The 24,111-nt window shown below is 71.4% G+C and carries 23 protein-coding genes; 15 read left to right on the top strand and 8 right to left on the bottom strand.

The features are described from left to right. Positions 1 to 8: 8 nt before the first annotated feature. The 4 genes from CWN80_RS08810 to CWN80_RS08795 all read right to left on the bottom strand — a co-directional run bounded on the left by CWN80_RS08810 (position 9) and on the right by CWN80_RS08795 (position 6,097). On the bottom strand, positions 9 to 908 hold the full coding sequence (locus CWN80_RS08810; protein ID WP_007929091.1) for a TIGR01777 family oxidoreductase: 900 nt from the start codon (positions 906 to 908) through the stop codon (positions 9 to 11). A gap of 1 nt (position 909) precedes the next feature. Beyond that, positions 910 to 2,787: a 2-oxoglutarate dehydrogenase, E2 component, dihydrolipoamide succinyltransferase gene (gene sucB / locus CWN80_RS08805; protein WP_128277146.1), complete on the bottom strand. Its 1,878-nt coding sequence runs from the start codon at positions 2,785 to 2,787 to the stop codon at positions 910 to 912. Positions 2,788 to 2,917: 130 nt separating this feature from the next. Then, entirely contained in the window at positions 2,918 to 4,306 is a 1,389-nt protein-coding gene (gene lpdA / locus CWN80_RS08800) for a dihydrolipoyl dehydrogenase (RefSeq protein WP_007929095.1), read from the bottom strand. Between the two features lie 303 nt (positions 4,307 to 4,609). Further along, positions 4,610 to 6,097 carry a leucyl aminopeptidase gene (locus tag CWN80_RS08795; protein ID WP_007929096.1) on the bottom strand — a complete coding sequence of 496 codons (1,488 nt, stop codon included), beginning with the start codon at positions 6,095 to 6,097 and terminating at the stop codon, positions 4,610 to 4,612. A gap of 82 nt (positions 6,098 to 6,179) precedes the next feature. Between CWN80_RS08795 and gcvT the strand changes: the two genes are divergently transcribed. Both gcvT and CWN80_RS08785 read left to right on the top strand, forming a co-directional pair. Continuing rightward, positions 6,180 to 7,289, top strand: coding sequence for a glycine cleavage system aminomethyltransferase GcvT (gcvT, locus tag CWN80_RS08790; RefSeq protein WP_007929098.1), 1,110 nt, complete (start codon positions 6,180 to 6,182; stop codon positions 7,287 to 7,289). A gap of 74 nt (positions 7,290 to 7,363) precedes the next feature. Continuing rightward, positions 7,364 to 7,570 (top strand): hypothetical protein, encoded by a 207-nt coding sequence (locus CWN80_RS08785; protein ID WP_007929101.1) that lies wholly within the window; start codon positions 7,364 to 7,366, stop codon positions 7,568 to 7,570. Positions 7,571 to 7,647: 77 nt separating this feature from the next. On the opposite strand, the gene CWN80_RS08780 is transcribed toward CWN80_RS08785, so the two are convergent. After that, complete coding sequence (locus tag CWN80_RS08780; protein WP_007929103.1) at positions 7,648 to 8,226, bottom strand: DUF3043 domain-containing protein; 579 nt, start codon at positions 8,224 to 8,226, stop codon at positions 7,648 to 7,650. Positions 8,227 to 8,291: 65 nt separating this feature from the next. On the opposite strand from CWN80_RS08780, the gene CWN80_RS08775 reads away from it, so the two are divergent. The 5 genes from CWN80_RS08775 (at position 8,292) to CWN80_RS08755 (ending at position 12,868) form a co-directional block, all read left to right on the top strand. Beyond that, a complete protein-coding gene (locus CWN80_RS08775) occupies positions 8,292 to 9,659 on the top strand; it encodes a dipeptidase (protein ID WP_040881610.1) in 1,368 nt (455 codons plus the stop codon). Between the two features lie 12 nt (positions 9,660 to 9,671). Continuing rightward, on the top strand, positions 9,672 to 10,262 hold the full coding sequence (locus CWN80_RS08770) for a hypothetical protein (RefSeq protein WP_007929108.1): 591 nt from the start codon (positions 9,672 to 9,674) through the stop codon (positions 10,260 to 10,262). A 131-nt stretch (positions 10,263 to 10,393) separates the two neighbouring features. Continuing rightward, positions 10,394 to 10,897, top strand: coding sequence for an O-acetyl-ADP-ribose deacetylase (locus tag CWN80_RS08765; RefSeq protein ID WP_128277145.1), 504 nt, complete (start codon positions 10,394 to 10,396; stop codon positions 10,895 to 10,897). Positions 10,898 to 10,907: 10 nt separating this feature from the next. Then, positions 10,908 to 11,948, top strand: coding sequence for a glutathione S-transferase family protein (locus tag CWN80_RS08760; protein WP_007929114.1), 1,041 nt, complete (start codon positions 10,908 to 10,910; stop codon positions 11,946 to 11,948). 77 nt (positions 11,949 to 12,025) lie between these two features. Continuing rightward, a complete protein-coding gene (locus tag CWN80_RS08755) occupies positions 12,026 to 12,868 on the top strand; it encodes a phosphatidylinositol-specific phospholipase C/glycerophosphodiester phosphodiesterase family protein (RefSeq protein ID WP_007929115.1) in 843 nt (280 codons plus the stop codon). A 24-nt stretch (positions 12,869 to 12,892) separates the two neighbouring features. On the opposite strand, the gene CWN80_RS08750 is transcribed toward CWN80_RS08755, so the two are convergent. Then, complete coding sequence (locus CWN80_RS08750) at positions 12,893 to 13,555, bottom strand: maleylpyruvate isomerase mycothiol-dependent enzyme family protein (protein ID WP_007929117.1); 663 nt, start codon at positions 13,553 to 13,555, stop codon at positions 12,893 to 12,895. Between the two features lie 126 nt (positions 13,556 to 13,681). After that, a complete protein-coding gene (gene nadA, locus CWN80_RS08745; RefSeq protein WP_007929118.1) occupies positions 13,682 to 14,893 on the bottom strand; it encodes a quinolinate synthase NadA in 1,212 nt (403 codons plus the stop codon). A gap of 40 nt (positions 14,894 to 14,933) precedes the next feature. Between nadA and CWN80_RS08740 the strand changes: the two genes are divergently transcribed. From CWN80_RS08740 to aat, 4 genes are all read left to right on the top strand, one after another. After that, the gene (locus tag CWN80_RS08740) at positions 14,934 to 16,100 is read left to right on the top strand and encodes a glycerate kinase family protein (protein WP_128277144.1); all 1,167 of its coding nucleotides are present in this window, start codon (positions 14,934 to 14,936) and stop codon (positions 16,098 to 16,100) included. A gap of 117 nt (positions 16,101 to 16,217) precedes the next feature. Next, positions 16,218 to 16,601, top strand: coding sequence for a HesB/IscA family protein (locus tag CWN80_RS08735; protein WP_007929120.1), 384 nt, complete (start codon positions 16,218 to 16,220; stop codon positions 16,599 to 16,601). 96 nt (positions 16,602 to 16,697) lie between these two features. Beyond that, a complete protein-coding gene (locus CWN80_RS08730; protein ID WP_007929121.1) occupies positions 16,698 to 17,687 on the top strand; it encodes a carbohydrate kinase family protein in 990 nt (329 codons plus the stop codon). 19 nt (positions 17,688 to 17,706) lie between these two features. Further along, positions 17,707 to 18,438 (top strand): leucyl/phenylalanyl-tRNA--protein transferase, encoded by a 732-nt coding sequence (aat, locus tag CWN80_RS08725; protein ID WP_128277143.1) that lies wholly within the window; start codon positions 17,707 to 17,709, stop codon positions 18,436 to 18,438. Here the strand turns inward: aat and CWN80_RS08720 are convergent. Further along, positions 18,435 to 19,631, bottom strand: coding sequence for an aminotransferase class V-fold PLP-dependent enzyme (locus CWN80_RS08720; RefSeq protein WP_007929131.1), 1,197 nt, complete (start codon positions 19,629 to 19,631; stop codon positions 18,435 to 18,437). The two genes, aat and CWN80_RS08720, sit on opposite strands and share 4 nt — an antisense overlap. A gap of 104 nt (positions 19,632 to 19,735) precedes the next feature. On the opposite strand from CWN80_RS08720, the gene ctaC reads away from it, so the two are divergent. From ctaC to CWN80_RS08700, 4 genes are all read left to right on the top strand, one after another. Then, positions 19,736 to 20,626 (top strand): aa3-type cytochrome oxidase subunit II, encoded by an 891-nt coding sequence (ctaC, locus tag CWN80_RS08715; RefSeq protein WP_128277142.1) that lies wholly within the window; start codon positions 19,736 to 19,738, stop codon positions 20,624 to 20,626. Next, on the top strand, positions 20,626 to 22,371 hold the full coding sequence (gene ctaD, locus CWN80_RS08710; protein WP_128277141.1) for an aa3-type cytochrome oxidase subunit I: 1,746 nt from the start codon (positions 20,626 to 20,628) through the stop codon (positions 22,369 to 22,371). The genes ctaC and ctaD overlap by 1 nt, the downstream gene beginning before the upstream one ends. Further along, complete coding sequence (locus tag CWN80_RS08705; protein WP_128277140.1) at positions 22,368 to 22,769, top strand: cytochrome c oxidase subunit 4; 402 nt, start codon at positions 22,368 to 22,370, stop codon at positions 22,767 to 22,769. The genes ctaD and CWN80_RS08705 overlap by 4 nt, the downstream gene beginning before the upstream one ends. Before the next feature lie 106 nt (positions 22,770 to 22,875). After that, complete coding sequence (locus CWN80_RS08700; protein WP_238148145.1) at positions 22,876 to 24,090, top strand: L,D-transpeptidase; 1,215 nt, start codon at positions 22,876 to 22,878, stop codon at positions 24,088 to 24,090. Positions 24,091 to 24,111: the final 21 nt, after the last annotated feature.

Here is a 24,111-nt window from a genome sequence, read left to right as displayed (position 1 = left end):
AGCGGCGGTCAGAGCAGGTGGTCGAGGGCGTCGTCGAGGTGCGGGTGGGCGAAGTCGTGGCCGACCTCGAGGAGCCGCAGGGGAAGCACCCGGGCGGAGGCGAGGACCTCGTCGGCGAACTCGCCGAGCGCCACGCGCAGGGCAGGGCGGGGCGCGGGGAGGACGGCGGGGCGGTGGAGGTGGCGACCCAGCGCGCTCGCCAGATCGCGCTGGCGCTCTGGGTGCGGCGCGGTGGCATTGACCGCTCCGGTGACCGACGCGTCCTCGACCAGCCTCGTGTAGACGCCGACGACGTCGTCGAGGCTGATCCACGGCATCCACTGGCGCCCACTCGCGAGGGGGCCACCGAGACCGAGTCGGGCGAGCCGCAGCATCGGGCTGAGGGCGCCGCCGTGTGCTGCCAGGACGATACCGGTGCGCGCGTGGGCCACCGGGACGCCCGCCTGCACTGCCGGTGCGGCCGCGGCCTCCCAGTCGCGGACGACACCGGCGAGGTAGCCGCGGCCCGGGGCCGAGGTCTCCGTGAGGACCTCGTCGCCACGGTCGCCGTAGTACCCGACCGCAGAGGCCGTGACGAGCCGGGTCGGTCCGGCACCCTCGGCGACGCGGCGGGCCACGAGGTCCGTGCCGTGGACCCGTGAGGTGCGGATGAGCATCTTGTAGGTCGGGGTCCAGCGCCGATCACCCACGCCCGCACCCGCCAGGTGCACGACGGTGTCGACGTCCGAGAGGACCCCGGGGTCGAGCTCGCGGGTGGCCGGGTCCCACGGACGCTCGTGGTCTCCCTTCGGCTCGTGACGCACGAGCTGCACGACCTCGTGACCGTCCGCGCGCAGGGACGACGACAGCGCGCCGCCGATCAGTCCGGAGGCTCCGGTGATGGCGATGCGCTGTCGTCGTGTGCTCATGTCAGGCCTCGAAGCGACCTTCCTCGAGACGGGCCTTGACCGTCCCGAGGAAGCGGGCCGCGTCGGCGCCGTCGACCACGCGGTGGTCGTAGGTGAGCGCGAGGTACATCATCGACCGGATCGCCAGCGTCTCGCCGCCGTCGTCTGTCGTGATGACGACCGGGCGACGCACGATGGCGCCGGTGCCGAGCATCGCGACCTGCGGCTGGTTGAGGATCGGGGTGTCGAAGAGTGCACCCCGGCTGCCGGTGTTGGTGATGGTGAAGGTCCCACCCGACAGGTCGTCCGGCGTGATCTTGTTGTTGCGCGTGCGGTCGGCGACGTCCGCGATGGCCCGGGCGAGGCCGGCGACGTTGAGGTCACCGGCGTTCTTCACGACCGGCGTGAGCAGGCCGCGCTCGGTGTCGACCGCGATCGAGAGGTTTTCCTGACTGTGGTAGACGATCTCGTCGCCCTCGACGCTGGCGTTGACGCCCGGGTGCGCCTTCAGGGCCTCGGCCGTGGCCTGGGCGATGAAGGGCAGGAAGGAGAGCTTCGTGCCCTCGCGCTGGGCGAACTCGGCCTTCGCGGCGTCGCGCACGCGAGCCACCTTGGTCATGTCGACCTCGACGACCGTCGTCAGCTGGGCGGAGACCCGCAGCGACTCGACCATCCGCTCGGCGATGACCTTGCGCAGGCGGGTCATCTTCTCGCGGGTGCCGCGCTTGGACTGCGGGACGTTGGACTCCAGACCGGCCGGGACGCCCGCGGGGGCCGCAGCAGCGGGGGCGCCAGCCGGAGCGGCGGCCGGAGCAGCAGCCTCCTGCGGCTGGTTCTTCGCCTTGGCCGCCTGGAGGACGTCCTGCTTGCGGATGCGGCCACCGATGCCGGTGCCCGTCACCTGGGCGAGGTCGATGCCGTTGTCGGCAGCGAGCTTGCGCACGAGCGGGGTGACGTAGGCGGCGGCGTCACCACCGGAGGCGGCGGGCACCTCCTGCTTCGGCTCGGCCTTGGGCTCCTCGGCCTTCGGCTCCTCCTTGGGGGCTTCCTGCTTCGGCTCCTCCTTGGGGGCTTCCTGCTTCGGCTCCTCCTTGGGGGCTTCCTGCTTCGGCTCCTCCTTGGGGGCCTCCTGCTTCGGCTCCTCCTTGGGCTCCTCGGCCTTCGGCTCCTCCTTGGGCTCCTCGGCCTTCGGCTCCTCCGTGGGCGCCTCCTGCTTCGGCTCTTCGGCCGGGGCGGACTCGGTCGAGCCGCCACCGGAGCCACCGACGATCGCGAGGTCGGCGCCGACCTCGACCGTCTCGTCCTCCTGGACGAGGATCTTGGTCAGGGTGCCCGCGACGGGGGAAGGGATCTCGGTGTCGACCTTGTCGGTCGAGACCTCGAGCAGCGGCTCGTCGACCTCGACGGTGTCGCCCTCGGCCTTGAGCCACCGCGAGACGGTGCCCTCGGTCACGGACTCGCCGAGAGCCGGCATCGCCACGGTCGTGCCGTCGCCGTCACCGGAGGAGGACTCGGCGGCCGGGGCCTCCTCGGCCTGCGGCTCCTCGGCGGGAGCCTCCTCGGCCTCGGCGGCGGGCTCGTCGGCCTGCGGCTCCTCGGCGGGGGTCTCCTCCGCAGGAGCCTCCTGCGCGTCGTCGCCGGAGTCGGAGGAGGCCGGTGCGTCACCGTCACCGATGACGGCGAGGTCGGCGCCGACCTCGACGGTCTCGTCCTCCTCGACGAGGATCTCCTGGATCGTGCCCGCGACGGGCGAAGGGATCTCAGTGTCGACCTTGTCGGTCGAGACCTCGAGCAGCGGCTCGTCGACCTCGACCGTGTCGCCAACATTCTTGAGCCATCGCGTCACGGTGCCCTCGGTCACGGACTCGCCCAGTGCCGGCATGGTCACCCGCTCAGACATGCGCCTCTGCTCCTTCTATCGAGATGGGATACGTCACAGACTCTCACGAGTCGGTGGGCTGGTGTCCACAGGGCCCACGCTCGCGCGTGGCACGGATCGGCGTCCGGCCGGGCCCGTCGGCCGAGCGGTCTCAGGCATGGGCGTGCAGCGGTCGGCCGGCGGCCAGCATGGCGGCCTCGCCGAAGGCCTCACCCTGGCTCGGGTGCGCGTGCACGAGCGGGGCGATGTCCTCGGGGTGCGCCTCCCACCCGACGGCCAGCTGGGCCTCGCTGATGAGCTCGCTCACGCCGAGACCGATCATGTGCACGCCGAGGACCGGGCCGTCCTTCTCGCGCACGAGGGTCACGGATCCGGTCGTCCCGCGGATGATGCTGCGGCCGTTGCCGCCCAAGGGATAGGTGGCCGTCTCGACGTCGCGGCCGGCCCCCTTCGCGGCGTCCGCCGACAGGCCCACGGAGGCGATCTCCGGGTCGCAGTAGGTGACCTTGGGGATCGTCACGTCGTCGACCGGTGCGGGGTCGAGCCCGGCGAGGTCCTCGGCGACGAAGATGCCGTGCGCAAATCCGCGGTGGGCCAGCTGCAGGCCGGGGACGAGGTCGCCGACGGCGCGCACGCCCTCGACATTGGTCCGCAGCCGCTCGTCCGTCGGGACGAAGCCGCGCTCGACGGCGACTCCGGCCTCCACGAGGCCGATGCCCTCGCTGCGGGGTCCGCGGCCGACGGCCACGAGCACGAGGTCGACCTCAAGTGCGTCGCCGCCCTCCAGGTGCACGACCGCGCGGTGCTCGTCGGCCTCGACGGATGCGACCCGGGTGGACGTCTTCGCGGTGATGCCGCGCTTCTTGAACTCGCGCGTCAGGTGCTTGGAGATCGACGGCTCCTCGGCCGCGACGATCCGGTCGAGGGCCTCGACGACCGTCACCTCGGCGCCGAAGCTGCGCAGCATGGACGCGAACTCCACGCCGATGACGCCACCGCCGAGGACCGCGACCCGCTGCGGGATCGTCTCGAGGTCCATCGCCTGGTCGCTCGTCATCACGCGCGGCCCGAGCTCGACGCCGGGGATGGTGCGTGCGTACGAACCGGTCGCCAGCACAACGGTCTTGGCGCTGACCGTCCGGACGCCCTCGGCGGTGTCGACCGAGACCGTGCCGGCGTCGACGAGGCGACCGCGTCCACGGACGACCTCGATGCCAGCCTGCCCGATGAGCCCCGTCAGGCCCTTGTGCAGCTGCCCGATGACCTTGTCCTTGCGGGCGTGCAGCGCTGCGGTGTCGACCCCGTCGAAGGTCGTGAGGATCCCGTGGGCCGCCCCCGCGCGGGCTCCGTCGGCGAGCTCCGCCGCGTGGAGGAGCGCCTTGGTCGGGATGCACCCGCGGTGCAGGCAGGTCCCGCCGATCTTGTCCTCCTCGACGAGCGCGACCTTCATCCCGAGCTGCGCGGCCCGCAGGGCGCAGGCGTAGCCGCCGCTGCCGGCTCCGAGGATGACGAGGTCGAAGGGGGTCGCGGGGTCTGCCACGAGATGCTCCTTTGCACGGGGGTGTGTCCGGGGTCACGGACCGGCCCCAGCGTAGGGCCTGAGCGCGCGAGCGTCGTTCGCTGGGCAGGGCTGCGGCCCGCGGGGCAGGGCTGGGGGTGGCCCTAAGGAAAAGTCCCGACCCCTGATGCAGGCACGGCACCGTGCGTGCCCAGAGTCGGGACTTTTCCATGAGTCGGGCCGACCCCCACCCTGCCGCCGCTGACGCTGCCGTGACTGCGCACTCGAAGAAGAAGCGCCCAGTCGACCGGGCGCTTCTTCTTCGAACCGTTCTCGGGGAGCGGGTCAGGCCAGGTTGGCGAGGTGCTCGAGGAGGGTGCCGACGGCGACGCCGGTGCCCCCCTTCGGCAGGTGGCCGGTGGCGCCGCCCTCGTTGAAGGAGGGGCCGGCGATGTCGAGGTGGGCCCACGGGATCTGCTCGCCGTCGGAGTCCTTGGCGAACTCCTGCAGGAAGAGGCCCGCGGTCAGGGCGCCGCCCCAGCGGTCGCCCTTGTGGGCGAGGTCCGCGACGGCGGAGTCGAGGCCCGAGCGCAGGTCGGTCGGCAGCGGCAGCGGCCAGCTCGGCTCGTCGGCGCGGTCGGCGGCCTCGGTGATCGCGGTGCGCAGCTCCTCGTCGTTGCCCATGACGCCGAAGATCTGCGGGCCGAGGGCCACGACGCACGCGCCGGTGAGGGTCGCGACGTCGAGGATCTGGTCCGGGTACGACTCGGCGGCCAGGGCCATGCCGTCGGCGAGGACCATGCGGCCCTCGGCGTCGGTGTCGATGATCTCGACGGTCGACCCGTTGCGCATCGTGACGACGTCGCCGGGGCGCTGCGCGTTGCCGCCCGGCATGTTTTCCGCGAGGCAGAGGTAGCCGGTCACGGCGACGTCCAGCTCGAGCTCGGCGGCGGCGACGACGGTCGCGGCCACGGCGGCGGCGCCGGCCATGTCGGACTTCATCGTCAGCATGCCCGCGGAGGGCTTGATGCACACGCCACCGGTGTCGAAGGTGATGCCCTTGCCGACGAGCGCCACGTGGGGGACCTTCTTGCTGCGGGGCGCGTAGGAGAGGACGACGATGCGCGGCGGGCGGCTGCTGCCCTGGCCGACGCCGACGATGCCGCCGAAGCCACCCTCGAGGAGGGCCGTGTCGTCGAGCACCTCGACCTTGAGCTTGCCCGACGACGCCTTGGCCGTCTGCTGGACCTGCTCGGCGAAGGACTGCGGGAAGAGCAGGTTGGGCGCGGTGTTGACGAGGTCGCGGGCCCAGGCGACGTTGCGCGAGATCGTCGCGGCGGTCTCGAGCACGGAGGCCGGGTCCTCCTTGCGGTCGAGCGTGGAAAAGACGGTGATCTCGCGGTCCTCGCCCTCGCCGGGGGCGGACTTGTGCGCGGTGAAGCGGTAGTCCCCGGAGAGGGCGCCCTCCGCGATGGCGGCCAGGTCGGCGTCGTCCTCGTGGGGGAGGGCGAGCGCGACCGATCCCTTGCCCGCGGCGCGCACCGCGGCACCGGCAGCCCGACGCAGTGCGTCGGTACCCCCTTCGCCCTCCTCGCCCAGCCCGACGAGCACGACCTTGTCGGCCTTGAGGCCCGGAACGGCGGGAAGGGTGGTCGTCGCCCCGACCTTGGTGCCGACCTCGAGGACCGGCAGGGCGGCGTCGAGGTGGGTCACGGTGGACTTCGGGAGGTCGACGCCGGCGGCGAGAGCCGGCTCGGCGCCGGTGACTCCGACGACGAGGGTCCGGCCGGACCACGCGGCGAGCGAACGGGAACCGAGGATCAGCGAGGGCACGAGACGGGCACCTTTCGGTGGGGGAGTGGTGGGTGTACCACTGGGAGGCTATCCCGGATGGCGAGACGGTAGCGTCTGGCGCATGACCGACAGTGACGTCCTGCGCACCTCCCCGATCCACGAGCGCCATGTGGCCCTCGCCGCGAAGATGGCCGACTTCGGCGGCTGGGAGATGCCCATCGAGTACCCGGGCGGCGGGGTCGTCGCCGAGCACACCGCAGTCCGCGAGCGCGTGGGCCTCTTCGACGTGAGCCACCTCGGCAAGGCGCGGGTCGCCGGCCCCGGCGCCGCCGAGCTGGTCAACGCCACGCTCACCAACGACCTCGGTCGGATCTCGGCCGGCAAGGCGCAGTACACGTTGTGCTGCAACGACTCCGGTGGCGTCGTCGACGACCTCATCGCCTACCTGCGCAGCGAGGACGACGTCTTCCTCATCCCCAACGCCGCCAACACCGCGACCGTCGTCCGGATGCTGCAGGAGGCCGCGCCCGAGGGCGTCGAGGTCACCGACCTGCACGAGGACTACGTCGTGCTCGCCGTGCAGGGCCCCCGCAGCGACGAGGTCCTCACCGCCATGGGCCTGCCCGTCGACCACGAGTACATGTCCTTCGACGAGGCGCAGTGGGAGGGGCACGACATCACGGTGTGCCGCACCGGCTACACCGGCGAGCGCGGCTACGAGCTCGTCGCGCCGGCCGCCGCCGGCACCCGGCTGTGGGACGCGATCGTCGAGGCGATGGCCCCGTACGACGGCCTGCCGTGCGGCCTGGGTGCCCGCGACACCCTGCGCACCGAGATGGGCTACCCGCTCCACGGCAACGACCTCTCGCCCGAGATCACCCCCGTCATGGCGCGCTCCGCGTGGGCGGTCGGCTGGGACAAGAAGACCTTCTGGGGCAAGGACGCGCTCGTCGCCCAGCGCGTCGCGAAGTCCTCGCGGCTGCTGCGCGGCCTGCTCGTCACGGGCCGCGGGATCCCGCGCAGCCACTGCGCCGTCAAGGTCGACGGGGCCGCGGTCGGGGAGGTCACCTCGGGCACCTTCAGCCCCACGCTCAAGCAGGGCATCGCGCTCGCGCTGCTCGATCGCTCGGTCGCCGACGGCGACGAGGTCGTCATCGACGTGCGCGGACGTGAGGTCGCGGCGACGGTGACCAAGCCGCCCTTCGTCGAGGTGCAGGTGAGGGAGGCATGAGCGAGGCCGGCGCCGAGCACGCGAGCGAGGGACGAGCGAGGCGCGCAGAGGGCGAAGCATCGCGAGGAGGAAACATGAGCGAGTCATACCGCTGGCGGTTCGAGGACGCGGCCGGGCAGCCGCTCCCGAGCGGCCACTCCGTCTCCTTCCCGACGCAGGCCGACGCCGAGGCATGGTTCGCGGAGTCCTGGGAGGACCTCGCGGGCGCCGGCGTCGTCCAGGTGACGCTCATGCACGAGGGTGTCGAGGTCTACGGCCCGATGCCGTTGTCTGCGGGCTGACCGCGTCAGCACCCACCGCCGCGAGCACGAACGGGGCCTGCCACCAGCTGGTGGCAGGCCCCCTTCGTGTGTCCGGGTCAGCGCGGGGCGTCGCCCCGCTCGACCATCGGCTTGGGCATGCGGGTGCGGCGGATCTGGAAGCAGCGCATGACGGTGTACATCGCCAGGCCACGCGTCGGGGTGTCCTCGCCGAAGCGGACGAGGATCTTCTTGCGAGTGCGGCGCCACAGCAGCACCGCGTCGACGATCGCGGCGATGATGAGCAGGTAGACACCGAGGAAGACGTAGGTGGCCCACTCGGCGGCGAAGAGGCTGAGGGCCAGCACGGCGAGCATGAGCGGCAGCAGCCACTCACCGAGGTTGAAGCGCGCGTCCACGCTGTCACGGACGAAGCGGCGCACCGGCCCCTTGTCGCGGGGCGGCAGGTGGCGCTCGTCGCCGGTCATCATCGCCTCGCGCATCTTCTGTGCGTTTTCGCGCCGGGCGGCGCGGTCGGCGGCCTTCGCGCTCTTGCGGTCGGCCTGCACGAGGGGTCGCTTGCGGGCCGCCTCCTGGTCGCGCCGCTTGGGCGTCGGGCGGTTCTTCGCACCCTCGCGCTGCGGGCGCTCCTGCACCGGGGAGGGGGTCTCGTCCTGCTGCTTCTTCCGTCCGAACACGAGGAGAACTCTAGGTGCACGCCGCCGGTGGGTCCGAGCGGGTCGTCCGCGATAGCGTCTGGCCCGTGACCGACACCACTCTCACTGCAGACCAGATCGAGGCCCTGCGCGCCCGTGTGCGCGAGCTCATGCCGCAGGTGCGCGCCGACCTCGAGGACCTCACCCGGATCCCGAGCGTCAGCCTCGACTCCTTCGACCAGGCCCACGTCCAGGCCTCCGCCGAGCGCACGGCCGAGCTGCTGCGCGCGGAGGGCCTCGACGTCGAGATCGTCAGCGAAGGGGGCCGCCCCGCCGTCATCGGCCACGTCGACGGCCCCGAGGGCGCGCCGACCGTCCTGCTCTACGCCCACCATGACGTTCAGCCGCCCGGCGACCTCGCCGACTGGGACTCCGACCCCTTCGAGCCGGTCGAGCGCGGCGGCCGCCTCTACGGTCGTGGCGCCGCCGACGACAAGGCTGGCGTCATGGCGCATGTCGCCGCGCTGCGGGCCCACGCGGGCAACCTGCCCGTCGGCGTGACGGTCTTCGTCGAGGGCGAGGAGGAGATCGCCAGCGAGTCGCTGCCGCGCATCCTCGAGCGCCACGGCGACAAGCTGACCTCCGACGCGATCGTCCTCGCCGACTCGCTCAACTGGGCCATCGGGACGCCCGCGCTCACGACGACCCTGCGCGGCTCCCTCCGTGCGGTCGTCACCGTCCGCACGCTCGACCACGGCGTGCACTCGGGCATGTTCGGCGGGGCCTGTCCCGACGCGATCACCGCGCTGTGCCGGCTCATGGCGACCCTCCACGACGACCAGGGCGATGTCGCGATCGAGGGGCTCGTCCACACCGACGCCCCCGAGATCGACTACGACGAGGCGCGCCTGCGCGAGGAGTCCGGGCTGCTCGACGCCACGGAGCTCATCGGCACCGGCTCGATCCCCTCGCGGCTGTGGACCAAGCCGGCCGCCGTCGTCATCGGCATCGACGCCCCCGCCGTCGACGAGGCCGGCAACGTCCTCGCCGCGAGCGCGCGGGCCAAGATCAACCTGCGGCTCAACCCGACGCAGGACCCGGCGCAGGCGTGGGAGGCGCTGCAGCGTCACCTGCAGGACTACGCGCCGTGGGGCGCGACCGTCGAGGTCGAGCTCGACGAGCAGGGCTGGGGCTTCGCCGCCGACGCGCAGGGGCCGGTCTACGACCAGGCCCGCGCGGCCTTCGCCGACGCCTGGGGCACCGACCCGGTCGACGTCGGCATCGGCGGCTCGATCCCCTTTGTCCAGGCCTTCGCCGAGAAGTTCCCGGACGCAGCGATCCTCGTCACCGGGGTCGAGGACCCCGACACCCGGGCGCACGGGGCCAACGAGTCGCTGCATCTGGGTGAGTTCGAGCGGGTGTGCACCGCCGAGGCGCTGTTGCTCGCGCGGCTCGGTGCCATGCCCAAGGGCTGACGAGGAGCCGACGTGCCGCAGAGCGCCGAGGAGATCTTCGAGCTGGCGAGGGCGCGCACCGACGCGCCCTCGCTGGACTTCGTCGAGTGGCCCGCCTTCCCCTGGGCGGCCGAGGGTGGCCGCGTGGTCGCCAAGGAGCTGCTCCCACCAGTGGAGGCGGACCGCGTCCGTGACGGCGAAGGGGGGCGCGCGTGCTGGCGGTGCGAGCACCCCGATGAGGGGGTCGTCTGGAGCAATGAGCGGTGGGTGCTCTCGGCCGACCGTGAAGGGCGCGGCGGTCTGCTGTCGCTGTGGTTGCAGACCCGCGCGCACATGGACTTCGGCGACATGGACGAGGAGCTCGCGGGGGAGTGGGGTCGGCTGGTGCACCGCCTGCACAACGCGCTGCTCGCCCTGCCCAACGCGGGCCGGGTCCATCTCGGCAAGTGGGGCGACGGCAGCGCGCACCTGCACACCCTGGCCATGGTGCGGCCGGCCCGGTTGCCCCAGGTCATCGGCTCCTTCGCCGTCGAGTGGGACGACCTCCTGCCCGAGGTTCCCGAGGAGGTCTGGCAGCGCGAGGTCGACGGGGTCGTCGCGGTGATGGCGACACGTGAGGGGTAACCGCAGCAGGCGACGGCGTGTCGGACTGCAGTTCATGCGGCGACGTGACCGACAGGCCCCGGTTTCCGGGGCCTGTCGTCGTCCACGGGGATGAACTGCAGTCCGACACGCCGCCGGGCAGCATGGTGCCCATGCCACAGCTCACCGCAGTCCGGGGCGACATCACGACCCAGCAGGTCGACGCGATCGTCAACGCCGCCAACTCCGCCATGCGTGGTGGTGGGGGAGTCGACGGGGCGATCCACCGCGCGGGTGGCCCGGCCGTGCTCGAGGACTGCATCGCCCGCTTCCCCCGCGGCCTGGCCACGGGTGATGCGGGGTGGACGACGGCAGGGGACCTCCCTTCGCGCTGGGTGATCCACACGGTCGGGCCCAACCACGCTGCGGGACAACGCGATCGCTCGCTGCTCGTCTCGTGCTACCGCCGCTGCCTCGAGGTGGCCGACGAGCTGGGGGCGCGCTCGGTCGCCTTCCCGCTCGTCAGCGCCGGCATCTACGGCTGGCCCAAGGACGACGCGATCGCCGCAGCGGTGGAGACGATCCGGTCGGCACCGACGGCCGTCGAGGAGGCGCGCATCGTCGCCTTCGACGCGGCCACCTTCGCACAGGTGGAAAAAAGTGCAAGGTTCAACTAAAGTGGTGGACATGGCACAGCGCAGCTACGTCGAGAAGGACTACACCCGCGACACCGCGTACATCGAGGACCGGATCACCTCGGACGGGTCGAGCGACTGGCCGGTCGAGCCGGGGCGCTACCGCCTCGTCGTCTCCCGGGCCTGCCCGTGGGCCAACCGCGCGATCATCGTGCGCCGGCTCCTCGGCCTCGAGGACGTCATCTCGATGGGCATCACCGGCCCGACGCACGACGCCGACAGCTGGACCTTCGACCTCGACCCGGACCACCTCGACCCGGTCCTGCAGATCCCGCGCATCAAGGACGCCTACCTCGCCCGCTTCCCCGACTACCCGAAGGGGATCACCGTCCCTGCGATGGTCGACGTGCCGAGCGGCCAGGTCGTGACCAACAACTTCCCGCAGATCACCGAGGACTTCTCGACCCAGTGGCGCGAGCACCACCGCGAGGGGGCTCCCGACCTGTGGCCCGAGCACCTGCGCGAGGAGATGGCGGTCGTCAACAAGCGGGTCTACACCGAGGTCAACAACGGCGTCTACCGCTGCGGCTTCTCCGGCGACCAGGCCGCCTACGAGGCCGCCTACGACCGGCTGTGGACCGCGATGGACTGGCTCGAGGAGCGGCTGTCGACCCGTCGCTACCTCATGGGTGAGCACATCACCGAGGCCGACGTGCGCCTCTTCACGACCTTGGCGCGCTTCGACCCCGTGTACCACGGGCACTTCAAGGCCAACCGGTCGAAGCTGGCGGAGATGCCGGTCCTGTGGGCCTACGCGCGCGACCTCTTCACGACGCCCGGCTTCGGTGACACGACCGACTTCGTCCACATCAAGAGCCACTACTACGAGGTCCACCGCGACATCAACCCGACCGGCATCGTGCCTGCCGGGCCCGACCTGTCGAACTGGCTGGAGCCGCACGGTCGTGAGCAGCTGGGCGGGTCCCCCTTCGCCTCGGGTGCCACGCCTCCCGGCCCGCCGAGCGAAGGGGAGCGCGTCCCCGTCGCGCACAACCCCCTGCTCGACGAGACCGGGATGGTCCGCTCCGCCTGACCGCTGGAGACGCGGCGTTGGTCGGTGGTTCACCGCCCGGGCGGCTGGTGGACACCCCGGCTCGCGAGGGTGGGGCCATGATCGCCACCTCCCGCGCCCTGGCCGTCACGGCCGCCGCCCTCGCCCTCGCCCTGCCTGCCGGCACGGCGCTCGCCGCACCTGCACCCGTCGAGCTGGGCACGCCGCTGCCGCAGGCCCACGCGCACAACGACTACGAGCACGAGCGCCCGCTGCTCGACGCGCTCGAGCAGGGCTTCACCTCGATTGAGGCCGACGTCTGGCTCGTCGACGGCGAGCTGCGCGTCGCTCACGACTCGTGGGAGGTCGCCGACGCGCCGACGCTCGAGGAGGCCTACCTCGACCCGCTGACCGAGATCGCCTCGCCGAACGGCAAGGAGATCTACCCGGGCTACGGCGGCGACGTCCAGCTGCTCATCGACATCAAGAGCGAGGGACCGGCGACGTGGCGGGCCGTCGAGGCCGAGCTCGCCGAGCACTCGCGGATCTTCACCCGCGTCCACCGTGGCAAGGTCAAGGACCGCGCCGTCGAGGCCGTCATCAGCGGCAACCGCCCCCGGGCCGAGATGGAGGCGGCGACGACGCGCTACTCCTTCTACGACGGGCGCTCAACCGACCTCGACTCGGGCACAGACGCCGCCCTCATGCCGCTCGTCAGCGACAACTGGACGAAGCTGTTCACCTGGCAGGGCGTCGGCGAGATGCCCGCGGCCGAGCGCGAGCGGCTGCACGACTACGTCGCCGGGGCGCACCGCGACGGCTACCGGGTGCGCTTCTGGGCGACCAATGACATCGCCGGCGAGGCCCGCACCAACCTGTGGCGTGAGCTGCGCGACGCCGGCGTCGACCACATCAACACCGACGACCTCGAGGGCCTGCAGGACTTCCTCGCGCAGGAGTGACGGCCGGCGCGGGCGAAGGGGAGGTCAGCCGCCCAGGCGCTCGCGTACCGTCGCGGCTCCGTCCCCGCCGATCCGGTCGAGGTAGGCCGGCCGGCCGCTCATGACCATGGCGAGCGTCTCGGAGGTGCCGCTGACCGTGGGGCCGGGGTCGCCCCCTTCGTCCGTGGGGTCGTGGACCCAGTCGGTGTCGGTGGCCTCCCACCGCAGGCCGTCGAGGAGCCCCGGCGTCGGGACGAAGGACTCGCGGCCGCGCGGGGAGACGATGATCCCCAGAGCCGCCTGCCAGTGCTCCAGGGGGACGGTGGCGTCCAGACCCTGCGGCTCGGCGAGGTCACGCAGGTGGATGCACGAGTCGGTGAAGGGGCCGGCCCAGCCGATGTACCAAGGCTTCGACCCGGTGCGGGCGGGGTGCCGCAGCTCGGCCGCGATCTGCGCGAGCGGACGGTCACCCAGCCGGGCCGCGTGCACGTCGCAGGCGCGGGCCATCGACCGGTGCCGGGCGGCCGTCAGCAGGAAGCGCCACGACGGCACGTGCACCGGCTGCAGCATGTGCCCGGCGAGGGTGCGCACGTTCCAGTCGTTGCACAGCGTGGCGTCGCGAGCGTGGCCCTCACCGAGTGAGTCGAGGACATCGGCGAAGAGCCGCCGGTTGTCGGCGGTCAGGGCGAGGAGCTGGGCGTCGTCCACCGGCCCAGCCTGTCAGGGGCACTCGACAAGAGAAACCCTCCCTTCGCAAGGGTTTGGAACTCCTGCGAAGAGAGGGTTTCTCGGGTGACCCGGAAATCGTGGGGCCGATGTGACGCCTGAGCCGCCTCAGTCCTTCGACGTCTCGCCGGGCAGCGCGAGCATCTGGTCGAGCGCGACCTTCGCCCAATGGGCGACGTCGGCATCGACGCTGATCTGGTTGACCACGCGCCCCTCGGCGAGCGACTCGAGAGCCCAGACGAGGTGGGGCAGGTCGATGCGGTTCATCGTCGAGCAGTAGCAGACGTTCTTTTCCAGGAAGCTGATCTCCTGGTCGGGGAACATCTGCCCGAGACGCTGCACGAGGTTGAGCTCCGTGCCGACGACCCACTTCGTGCCGGCCGGCGCCGCGGCGACGGTCTTGATGATGCTCTCGGTCGAGCCGACCTCGTCGGCGAGCTCGACGACCTCGTGGCGGCACTCGGGGTGGACGATGACCTTGACACCCGGGATCTCCCGCCGGGCGGTCTCGACGGCGTCGACGGTGAAGCGGCCGTGGACCGAGCAGTGCCCGCGCCACAGGATCATCCGGGCGTCGCGGATCTGCTCGACCGTCAGCCCGCCGCGGGGCTGGTGCGGGTCCCACACGACGCAGTCGTCGAGGTCGCGTCCGAGGTCGCGCGCCCACGTGTTGCGGCCGAGGTGCTGGTCGGGCAGGAAGAGGACCTTGCCCTCGCCGTCGAGGCCACCGGTCTGCTCGAAGGCCCAGGTCAGCGCCGTCCGCGCATTGCTCGAGGTGCAGATCGTGCCGCCGTTGCGGCCGGTGAAGGCCTTGATCGCGGCGCTGGAGTTCATGTACGTCACCGGGACGGTCGTCTCGGCCAGGCCGAGCTCGACGAGCTCGTCCCAGCAGTCCTCGACCTGGTGCGATGCAGCCATGTCGGCCATCGAGCAGCCGGCGGCGAGGTCGGGCAGCACGACGGTCTGCCCGTCGCTCGTGAGGATGTCCGCCGACTCCGCCATGAAGTGGACGCCGCAGAAGACGATGTACGGCGCGTCGGGTCGCGCGGCCGCCTCCTTGGCGAGCTTGAAGGAGTCGCCGGTCGTGTCCGCGAACTCGATGACCTCGTCGCGCTGGTAGTGGTGACCGAGGACGAAGACGCGGTCGCCGAGCGCCTCCTTGGCGGCACGGGCGCGCGCGACGAGCCCCGGGTCGGAGGGCGCCGGCAGGTCGCCGGGGCACTCGACACCGCGCTCGGAGTGCGGGTCGGTGCCCTGCCCGAGGACGAGCAGGCTAAGGGGCTTCGGCGAGGACTGCGTCGTGGCGCTCACGGCAGGCATGATCCCACAGCGGTGAGCCGGTGCTCGGTACAGTCCACGGGTGCACGTGATCATCGCCCCGGACTGCTTCACCGGCACCCTCACCGCCACGCAGGCGGCCGAGGCGCTCGCCGCCGGGTGGCGCCGCCGGGCACCCGATGACCTCCTGACGCTCGTGCCCCTGTCGGACGGCGGGCCCGGCTTCCTCGACGTGCTGACGGCGAACGTGCCGGGCGAGTCCTCGATCGTCACCACCACGGACCCGCGGGGCCGGGCCGTGCCGGCAGCCCTGCACATCACGACGGACGAAGGGGGTCGACGCACCGCCTGGGTGGAGTCGGCCCAGGCGATCGGCCTGCACCTGCTCGAGGTGCCCGAGCGCGATCCCGGGGTGACGACGACGTGGGGTCTCGGCGAGCTGCTCGCCGCCGCCCTCGACCAGGGCGTCGACCGGGTGGTCGTCGGCTTGGGCGGCTCGGCGACCAATGACGCCGGAGCCGGGATGCTCGCCGCCCTCGGCGCCGGCCCGCGCGAGGCCCTCGCAGGTGGCGGCGCGGGGCTCATCGCCGTGCGCGAGGCCGACCTCGCGGGGCTGGCGGCCACCCGCGAGCGCTTCGCCGGGGTCGAGCTCGTCGCGGCGACCGATGTCGCCTCGCCGCTCCTCGGCCTGCAGGGCGCGAGCGCCGTCTTCGCCGCGCAGAAGGGCGCCGACCCCGAGCAGTCCCAGCTGCTCGAGGGCGCGCTCGGTCACTTCGTCGACCAGGTCCGCCGGGTCCTGCCCGCCGGTACGGACCTGCTGAGCGGCCGCGAGCGGCGCCTCGACCGCGAGCCGGGGGCGGGTGCTGCCGGCGGCGTCGGCTACGCCCTGATGCTCCTCGGGGCGCGACGGGCCAGCGGTGTGGAGATGGTCCTCGACGCCGTCGGCATGGACGGGCTCGTCGCCGCGGCGGACCTCGTCGTCACGGGGGAGGGGCGGCTCGACTGGCAGAGCCTGCAGGGCAAGGTCGTCGCGGGGGTCGCCGAGCTCGCCCAGCGCCACGCGACGCCCGCCATCGCCGTTGCCGGCCAGGTGCTCATCGGGCGTCGCGAGTCGATGGCCCTCGGCCTGAGCGGCACGTACGCCGTCGCCGAGCGCGAGGAGGACGTCGAGCGGGCCATGGCCGACTCGGTCGGGACCCTGCGCTCGCGCACCGAGCGGATCGCGGCGACGTGGTCACCGCGCCGGTGACCCCCCTTCGCCCCTGACGTATGGTGGAGGAGCGGGAACAACCCGCGCACAGCGCGTGTTGACCCCGTCGTGGCGGACCCCGTCACCCACAGTTTCCCCGAGTCGTGAGGACATCGCATGAGCGTCCAGGACACCCAGGCCACCACCACCGAGGCCGTCGAGACGGCTGCCGACAGCCACGGCGTCATCCTCACCGACGTCGCCGCCGGCAAGGTCAAGTCGTTGCTCGAGCAGGAGGGCCGTGACGACCTGCGCCTGCGCATCGGCGTCCAGCCCGGTGGCTGCTCCGGCCTGATCTACCAGCTGTACTTCGACGAGCGCTCGCTCGACGGTGACCTCGTGCGCGACTTCGACGGTGTCGAGGTCGTCGTCGACCGGATGAGCGCCCCGTACCTCGGCGGCGCGACGATCGACTTCGCCGACACCATCGAGAAGCAGGGCTTCACCATCGACAACCCCAACGCGGGCAGCTCCTGCGCCTGCGGCGACAGCTTCAGCTGATCTGCCCGGCCCCGTGACGAAGGGGGGTGCCCACCGCGAGGTGGGCACCCCCCTTCGTCGTGCCGGGGCGCAGCCGCACGTCTGTAGGGTGGCCCGGTGCCCATCGCCATCGCCGGATCCATCGCCACCGACCACCTGATGACCTTCTCGGGTCGCTTCGCCGACTCGCTCGTCGTCGACCAGCTCGACAAGATCTCCGTGAGCTTCCTGGCCCACAAGCTCGAGATCCGCCGCGGGGGTGTGGCGGCCAACATCTCCTTCGGCATGGCCAACCTCGGGCAGCGCCCCGTGCTCGTCGGCTCGGTGGGCGAGGACTTCGCCGACTACCGCAGCTGGCTCGAGCGCCACGGCGTCGACTGCGCCTCCGTGCGGGTCTCGGAGACGCAGCACACCGCCCGCTTCGTCTGCACGACCGACGACGACATGGCCCAGATCGCGACCTTCTACGCCGGGGCGATGACCGAGGCCCGCGAGATCGAGCTCGGCCCGATCGCCGCGCGCGTCGGCGGTCTCGACCTCGTCCTCGTCGGCCCGGACGACCCCGAGGCCATGCGCCGGCACACCCGCGAGTGCCGCACGCGCGGCATCCCCTTCGTCGCCGACCCGAGCCAGCAGCTGGCCTTCGGCGACGGCGAGCTGATCCGCGAGCTCATCGACGGTGCCGAGTACCTCATCACCAACGAGTACGAGTCGCACCTCACGGAGCAGAAGACCGGCTGGACGCAGGCGGAGATCGACGAGCGCGTCCGCTACCGGGTGACGACGCTCGGCAAGGACGGCGTGCGCATCACCGGGCGAGACCTCGAGGAGCCGATCGTCGTGGGTGTCGCCCGCGAGGTCACCAAGGCGGACCCGACGGGCGTGGGCGACGCCTTCCGCGCCGGCTTCCTCACCGGTGTCAGCGAAGGGCTGCCGCTGCGCGAGTCCGCCGAGCTCGGCTCGATGCTCGCGACCTATGTCATCGAGACCGTCGGCACGCAGGAGTACGAGCTCGGCACCGCCCGCTTCCTCGAGCGGCTCGCGGAGGCCTACGGGCAGGAGAGCGCCGACCTCATCGCCGGCCACATCACCTGCCCGCGCCCCTGACCGGGCCCCACCCCCGCCGATGAGCCGACCCCCCTTCCCACCCGTCGAGCCGGCGGGCGGCACGGCGCTGTGGGCGGGCTACCTGCGGGCGGGCCTGTCGTCGGCGGAGCTGGCCCCCTCCGACGTCGGTGACGTCGTCGGGGTCGGCGGCACGCTCGACCCGGCGTCCGTGCTCACCGCCTACCGTCTCGGGGTCTTCCCCATGGGTCTGGGCGAAGGGGGGACCCCGCCGATGGGGTGGTGGTGCCCCACGTGGCGCGGGGTGCTGCGACCCGGCCACGTGCACGTCAGCCGGTCGCTGCGCCGGTCCCTGCGAAGCTTCGAGGTGACCGTCGACGAGGACTTCGCCGCCGTGGTCGCGGCGTGCGCCGACCCCGACCGTGACGGGCACTGGATCACGCCTGACGTCGTCGCGGCCTACACCGAGCTGCACGCCCTCGGCTGGGCGCACAGCGTCGAGGTGCGCGATGGTGACGGGACCCTCGTCGGTGGCCTCTACGGCATCGCCGTCGGTGGGCTCTTCGCCGGTGAGTCGATGTTTCACCACGCCACCGACGCCTCCAAGGCGGCGCTCGTGCACCTCGACCGGATGATCGCCGCCGACGGCGACCCACGGCGGATCATCGACGTCCAGTGGCGCACACCGCACCTGGGCAGCCTCGGCATCGAGGAGATCCACCGGCAGGAGTACCTCGCCCGGCTGCGGCTGGCCCTCGAGGCGCCGACCCCCGACCTCGCGAGCCTCGTCTAGAGGCCGAGCCGGGCCCGGCACGTCGCGACGACGTCGGGCAGCTGCTCGACGAGGGCGGCGACGGCGGCCTCGCGCTCGGGTGCCACCGCGGCGAGCGGCAGCGTGATGCGGACATTGCCCTGGGTGAGGGCGCCCATCGCCGCGAGCACGTGGCTGGGCTCGAGGGTGTCCGACGTGCAGGCCGACCCCGACCCGACCGCGAGCCCGCGCCGGGCCAGCTCGTCGACGATCGTCTCCCCGTCGACGTAGAGCACCGAAAAGGTGCACACGTGGGGCAGCCGGTCGTCCGGGTCGCCGACGACGTCGACCTCCTCGACGGCCGCGGCCGCCTCACGGACCCGCGCGACGAGGGCGCGGGCGGCCCTCCCTTCGTCGTCGGCGACCGCCGCGGTCTGCTGCCACGCCTCCGCGGCCGCGAGGGCCGTCGGGACGTCGACCGGGTCGAGGGCGAGACCCCCTTCGTAGGGGCTCGGCGGGTGGTGGGGTGCGACCCGCGTGCCGGTGCGGACGACGAGCACCCCGAGGCGCGGCCCGCCCCAGGTCGTCGCGTCGCCGACGAGCACGTCGTAGTCGCGCACCGGCAGGTCCCGCCCCAGCCCGGCGCGGGCGTCGACGAGCAGCGGCACACCGTGCCCGGTCGTGATCGCGCGAGCCGCGGCGAGGGGCTGGCGGGTACCGACCTCCTGGTTGGCCGACTGCAGCACCGCGAAGGAGGTCTCCGGGGTGACCGCCTCCGCCCACGCCGTGAGGTCGACCGCGCCGGTGGGGGAGACGGGGACCTCCACCGGGGGCGTCTCGCCCGCCCGCAGCCACCGCAGGACGGCGGAGTGCTCCACGGCCGAGGCCACCGGCGCGCCGGGCAGGCGCCGTCGGCCAAGGGCAAGTAGCTCCAGCGCCGCCCGGGTGGCCTGGGCACCGCTCGCGTGCAGCGTCACCTCGTCGGTGCGCACCCCGAGGCCCCGGGCGACGACCTCTCGGGCCCGGTCGAGCAGGGCCCGGCTGCGACGCGCCGCGGCGTGCCGGGCCGAGGGGTCCGCCCAGGCCACGTCGTGCGCCGCCAGCAGGGTGTCGCGGGCGGCCGGCAGCAGGGGTCCGGGGGTCGCGTCGAGCAGGCCCGACGCGCCCTGCGCGGAGGGGCTGCCGGGTGCCGTATCGAAGGGGGCGCTCCCGGACGAATCGCTCTGTCTCGCCACGTGTCGAGGCTAATGCCCCCCCTTCGCAGGGAGTGTGGGTGACCTGCGGTAACGTGATCCCCGTCTTCTGAAAACTTCGGACCAGTAGTAGGTGCCCCTTGCCTGTGTCTTCGAGCGCGAACTCCCGGCGGACTCGCCGCGGAGTCGGTGCCATCGGACTTGTCATCGCCGTCGTGGCGCTCTCGGCGTGCAGTGCGGTTGGTGTCCACACCAGCCCGAGCAACGGGTACCTCCCCGAGGGGGTGACCGAAGAGGCCCCGATCGTCGAAAACCTGTGGATCGGCGCGTGGATCGCCGCCCTCGCCGTTGGTGTCCTCGTCTGGGGTCTGATCCTCTGGTGCATGGTCGCCTACCGCCGCCGCAAGGGTGACGACGAGCTGCCCGTCCAGCTGCAGTACAACGTGCCGCTGGAGATCCTCTACACCGTCGTCCCGATGCTCATGGTGGGCGCGCTCTTCTACTACACCGAGGACGCGCAGACCAAGCTGCACGACGTCTCGAAGGAGCCCGACACGACGATCAACGTCGTCGGCAAGCAGTGGAGCTGGGACTTCAACTACGTCGACGAGGGCGTCCACGAGGCGGGCCAGATGGCCGAGCTCGACGGCAAGACCGGGGCGGAGGAAAAGCTGCCGACCCTCTACCTGCCCGTCGGTGAGCGCGTCGAGTTCGTCCTCACCTCGCGCGACGTCATCCACTCCTTCTGGGTGCCCGCCTTCCTCGAGAAGATGGACGTCAACCCGGGCCTGGTCAACCGCTTCCAGGTGACCCCCAACCAGACCGGCACCTTCCAGGGCAAGTGCGCCGAGCTGTGCGGCGCCTACCACTCGCAGATGCTCTTCAACGTCAAGGTCGTCGAGCGCGACGAGTACGACGCACACATGGCCGAGCTCAAGGACAAGGGCCAGACCGGCCTGCTCGACAACGGGCTCAACCGTGAAAAGGTCGCCAACCGCGACCAGCACCTCATCGACGACATCGAGGGGAAGAACTGATGTCCACCGCCTCCGGCGCATTCGCCAGGAACACCTCGGAGACCGAGGTCTCCGAGCGCACCATCGCCCGCCGCGAGCGGGCCGGGTCGCAGTTCTTCCGCCACATCACGACGACCGACCACAAGGTCATCGGCAACCTCTACATGATCACCAGCTTCGTGTGGTTCCTCCTCGGAGGACTCATGGCGCTGGTCATCCGCCTCGAGCTGTGGGCCCCCGGCCTGCAGGTGGTGGACAACCCCGAGCAGTTCAACGAGATGTTCACGATGCATGGCACGATCATGCTGCTGCTGTTCGCGACGCCGGCCTTCGCCGCCTTCGCCAACGCGCTCATGCCACTGCAGATCGGTGCACCTGATGTCGCCTTCCCGCGACTGAACATGTTCGCCTACTGGCTCTACCTCTTCGGCGGCATCATCGCGGCCGCCGGTCTCCTCACCCCAGGTGGCGCGGCCTCCTTCGGCTGGACCGCCTACACCCCGCTGTCCGACCCGACCTACAGCCCCGGTCTCGGTGGCGACCTGTGGGTCTGGGGTCTCGCCCTCAGCGGCTTCGGCACCATCCTCGGCGCCGTCAACTTCATCACGACGATCGTGTGCATGCGCGCCCCGGGCATGACGATGTTCCGCATGCCGCTCTTCACGTGGAGCGTGCTGATCACCTCGGTCCTCATCCTCATGGCCTTCCCCATCCTCGCGGCGGCGCTCATCGGCCTGGGTGTCGACCGTCGCTTCGGCGGTCAGATCTTCGACCCGGCCAGCGGCGGCGCGCTGCTGTGGCAGCACCTCTTCTGGTTCTTCGGCCACCCCGAGGTCTACGTCCTGGCGCTGCCCTTCTTCGGCGTGATCTCCGAGATCCTGCCGGTCTTCTCCCGCAAGCCGATCTTCGGCTACAAGAGCCTGGTCTTCGCGACGATCGCCATCGCGGCGCTGTCCGTGTCCGTGTGGGCCCACCACATGTACGGCACCGGCCAGATCTTCCTGCCCTTCTTCGCGATCATGACGATGGCGATCTCGGTGCCCACCGGTGTGAAGTTCTTCAACTGGATCGGCACGATGTGGGGCGGCAAGCTCGAGTTCGCCTCGCCCTTGTACTGGGCGATCGGCTTCCTCGTGACCTTCCTCTTCGGTGGTCTGACGGGTGTCATCATGGCCAGCCCCGCGCTGGACTTCCACATCACCGACACCTACTTCATCGTCGCCCACTTCCACTACGTCCTCTTCGGCACGATCGTCTTCTCCTTCTTCGGCGGCCTGTACTTCTGGTGGCCGAAGCTCACGGGCAAGATGCTCGACGAGCGACTGAGCAAGCTGCAGTTCTGGCTGCTCTTCATCGGCTTCCACACGACCTTCCTCATCCAGCACTGGCTGGGCGTCGAGGGCATGCCGCGCCGCTACGCCGACTACATGCCGGAGGACCGCTTCCAGCTGGCCAACCAGATCTCGACGGTCGGCTCGTTCATCCTCGCCGCGAGCTTCCTGCCCTTCTTCTACAACGTGTGGAAGACGCAGACGAGCGCGCCCAAGGTCGAGGTCGACGACCCCTGGGGCTACGGCAACAGCCTCGAGTGGGCGACCTCCTGCCCGCCGCCGCGGCACAACTTCACGTCGATCCCGCCGATCCGCTCCGAGCGGCCGGTCTTCGACATGAACCACCCCGAGTACGCACCGGCTGCCATCCGGTCGCGCCACGAGCGCGCCGCGGTCGCCGCCACCTCCAACACCGACGGTGAGGGCACCCGATGAAGACCGAGGTCAACTTCTTCGCTGGCATCGGCATCTTCTTCGCCGCGGTCGCCGCGTGGTACGGCCTGTGGACCGACTGGTCAGAGCCCGTCGGATGGGTCGCGCTCTTCCTGAGCGCGGGCATGGGCCTGATGATCGCCTTCTTCCTGTGGAACACGGCGCGCAAGCTCCCCGCCCGTCCGGACGACGACGAGGACGGCGAGATCGAGATGGCCGAGGGCCCCTACGGTGCCTTCGCCCCGTACTCCTGGTGGCCGCTGTGGCTCTCGCTCTCGGGCTCGATCATCTTCCTCGGCGTGGCCGTGGGCCTGTGGGTTGCCGCCTTCGGCGTCATCCTCGGCGTCTGGGCCCTCTGCGGCTGGGTCTTCGAGTACTACAAGGGTGAGCACGCCCACTGACCTCAGCGCGTACACTGGCTGAAGGGGCCACGGACCACGGTCCGGCCCCTTCTGTCGTGTGCGGGGCGGAGATCCCGCCCGACACCTGCGTCAAACCTCTGGGGGTGTGTCTGTGCTCGTCGTCCGTCGCCTGCGCCTGATCGCGTGGGCTCTGGTCCTGTCCCTGCTCGTCGCGTCGTGCGCGGGTGGTGGGGACTCGCCCGGTGAGGGCGACGGCGCGTCCGGCGGTTCCTCCTCGAGCTCGACCGCAGCCAAGGACCTGCCGCCGGCCGAGATCAAGGTCAACCCCGCCAAGGGCACGAAGGCCGTCATGCCCGACGACGAGATCAACGTCCAGGTCATGCGGGGCACGCTCACGGACGTCCAGGTGACCGGCGCCGGCCGTGCCGTCGAGGGCGAGATCGACGGGCAGTCGTGGACCTCCACGCAGCGGTTGGCTCCCGACGCCACCTACACCGTGGCGGTGACGGCGGACGGCCCCGAAGGCGGCTCGACGACCCAGAAATCGACCTTCACCACGCACGCCCCGGAGGTGACGGCCACCTACGGCATCGTCTACGACCAGCAGACCGTCGGTGTCGGCATGCCGGTGAGCATCCAGTTCGACTCCGAGGTGACGGACAAGAAGTACCGCACGGCGATCGAAAAGGCCGTCTCGGTCAAGACGACGCCGCAGACCGAGGGCTCGTGGGGGTGGCTCGACAACCGTCAGCTGATGTGGCGGCCCAAGGATTTCTGGGCCCCGGGTACCACGGTGTCGGTCGACGCGCCGCTCACCGGCTTCCAGACCGGCGAGGACAAGTGGGTCGCCGAGGACCGCTCCGGGTCGATGACGATCGGGCGCGAGCAGATGACCCGGGTCGACATCGACAAGCACACGATGACCGTCACCCGAGGCGGCAAGCAGGTCAAGTCCTTCCCGGTGAGCAGCGGCAAGCCGGGCAAGGACACCGAGACCCGCTCCGGGATGAAGGTCGTCATCGGCAAGCAGCGCGAGATGACGATGGACTCGGCGACCGTGGGCATCGACAAGGGCGATCCAGGTTACTACAAGGTCGACACCAACTTCAACGTGCGCGTCACCTGGACGGGGGAGTTCGTGCACTCGGCGCCCTGGTCGGTCGGTGCGCAGGGCAGCAGCAACGTCTCCCACGGGTGCGTCAACGTCGCACCGGCGGGTGCCGAGTGGTTCTACGACAACTCGTTGCCCGGCGACCCGGTCGACTTCACCGGCTCCGAGCGAGAGTTCCAGCCCACCGAGGGCATCGGCGTGTGGCAGTACAGCTACGACGAGTGGCAGGAGCAGAGCGCCACGGCCTGAGTGGCGCCACGCCGTGCGCGA

This window comes from Janibacter hoylei PVAS-1 (assembly GCF_004025845.1).
Lineage (GTDB): Bacteria > Actinomycetota > Actinomycetes > Actinomycetales > Dermatophilaceae > Janibacter > Janibacter hoylei.
This window is presented reverse-complemented; position numbering and strand designations above follow the sequence as displayed.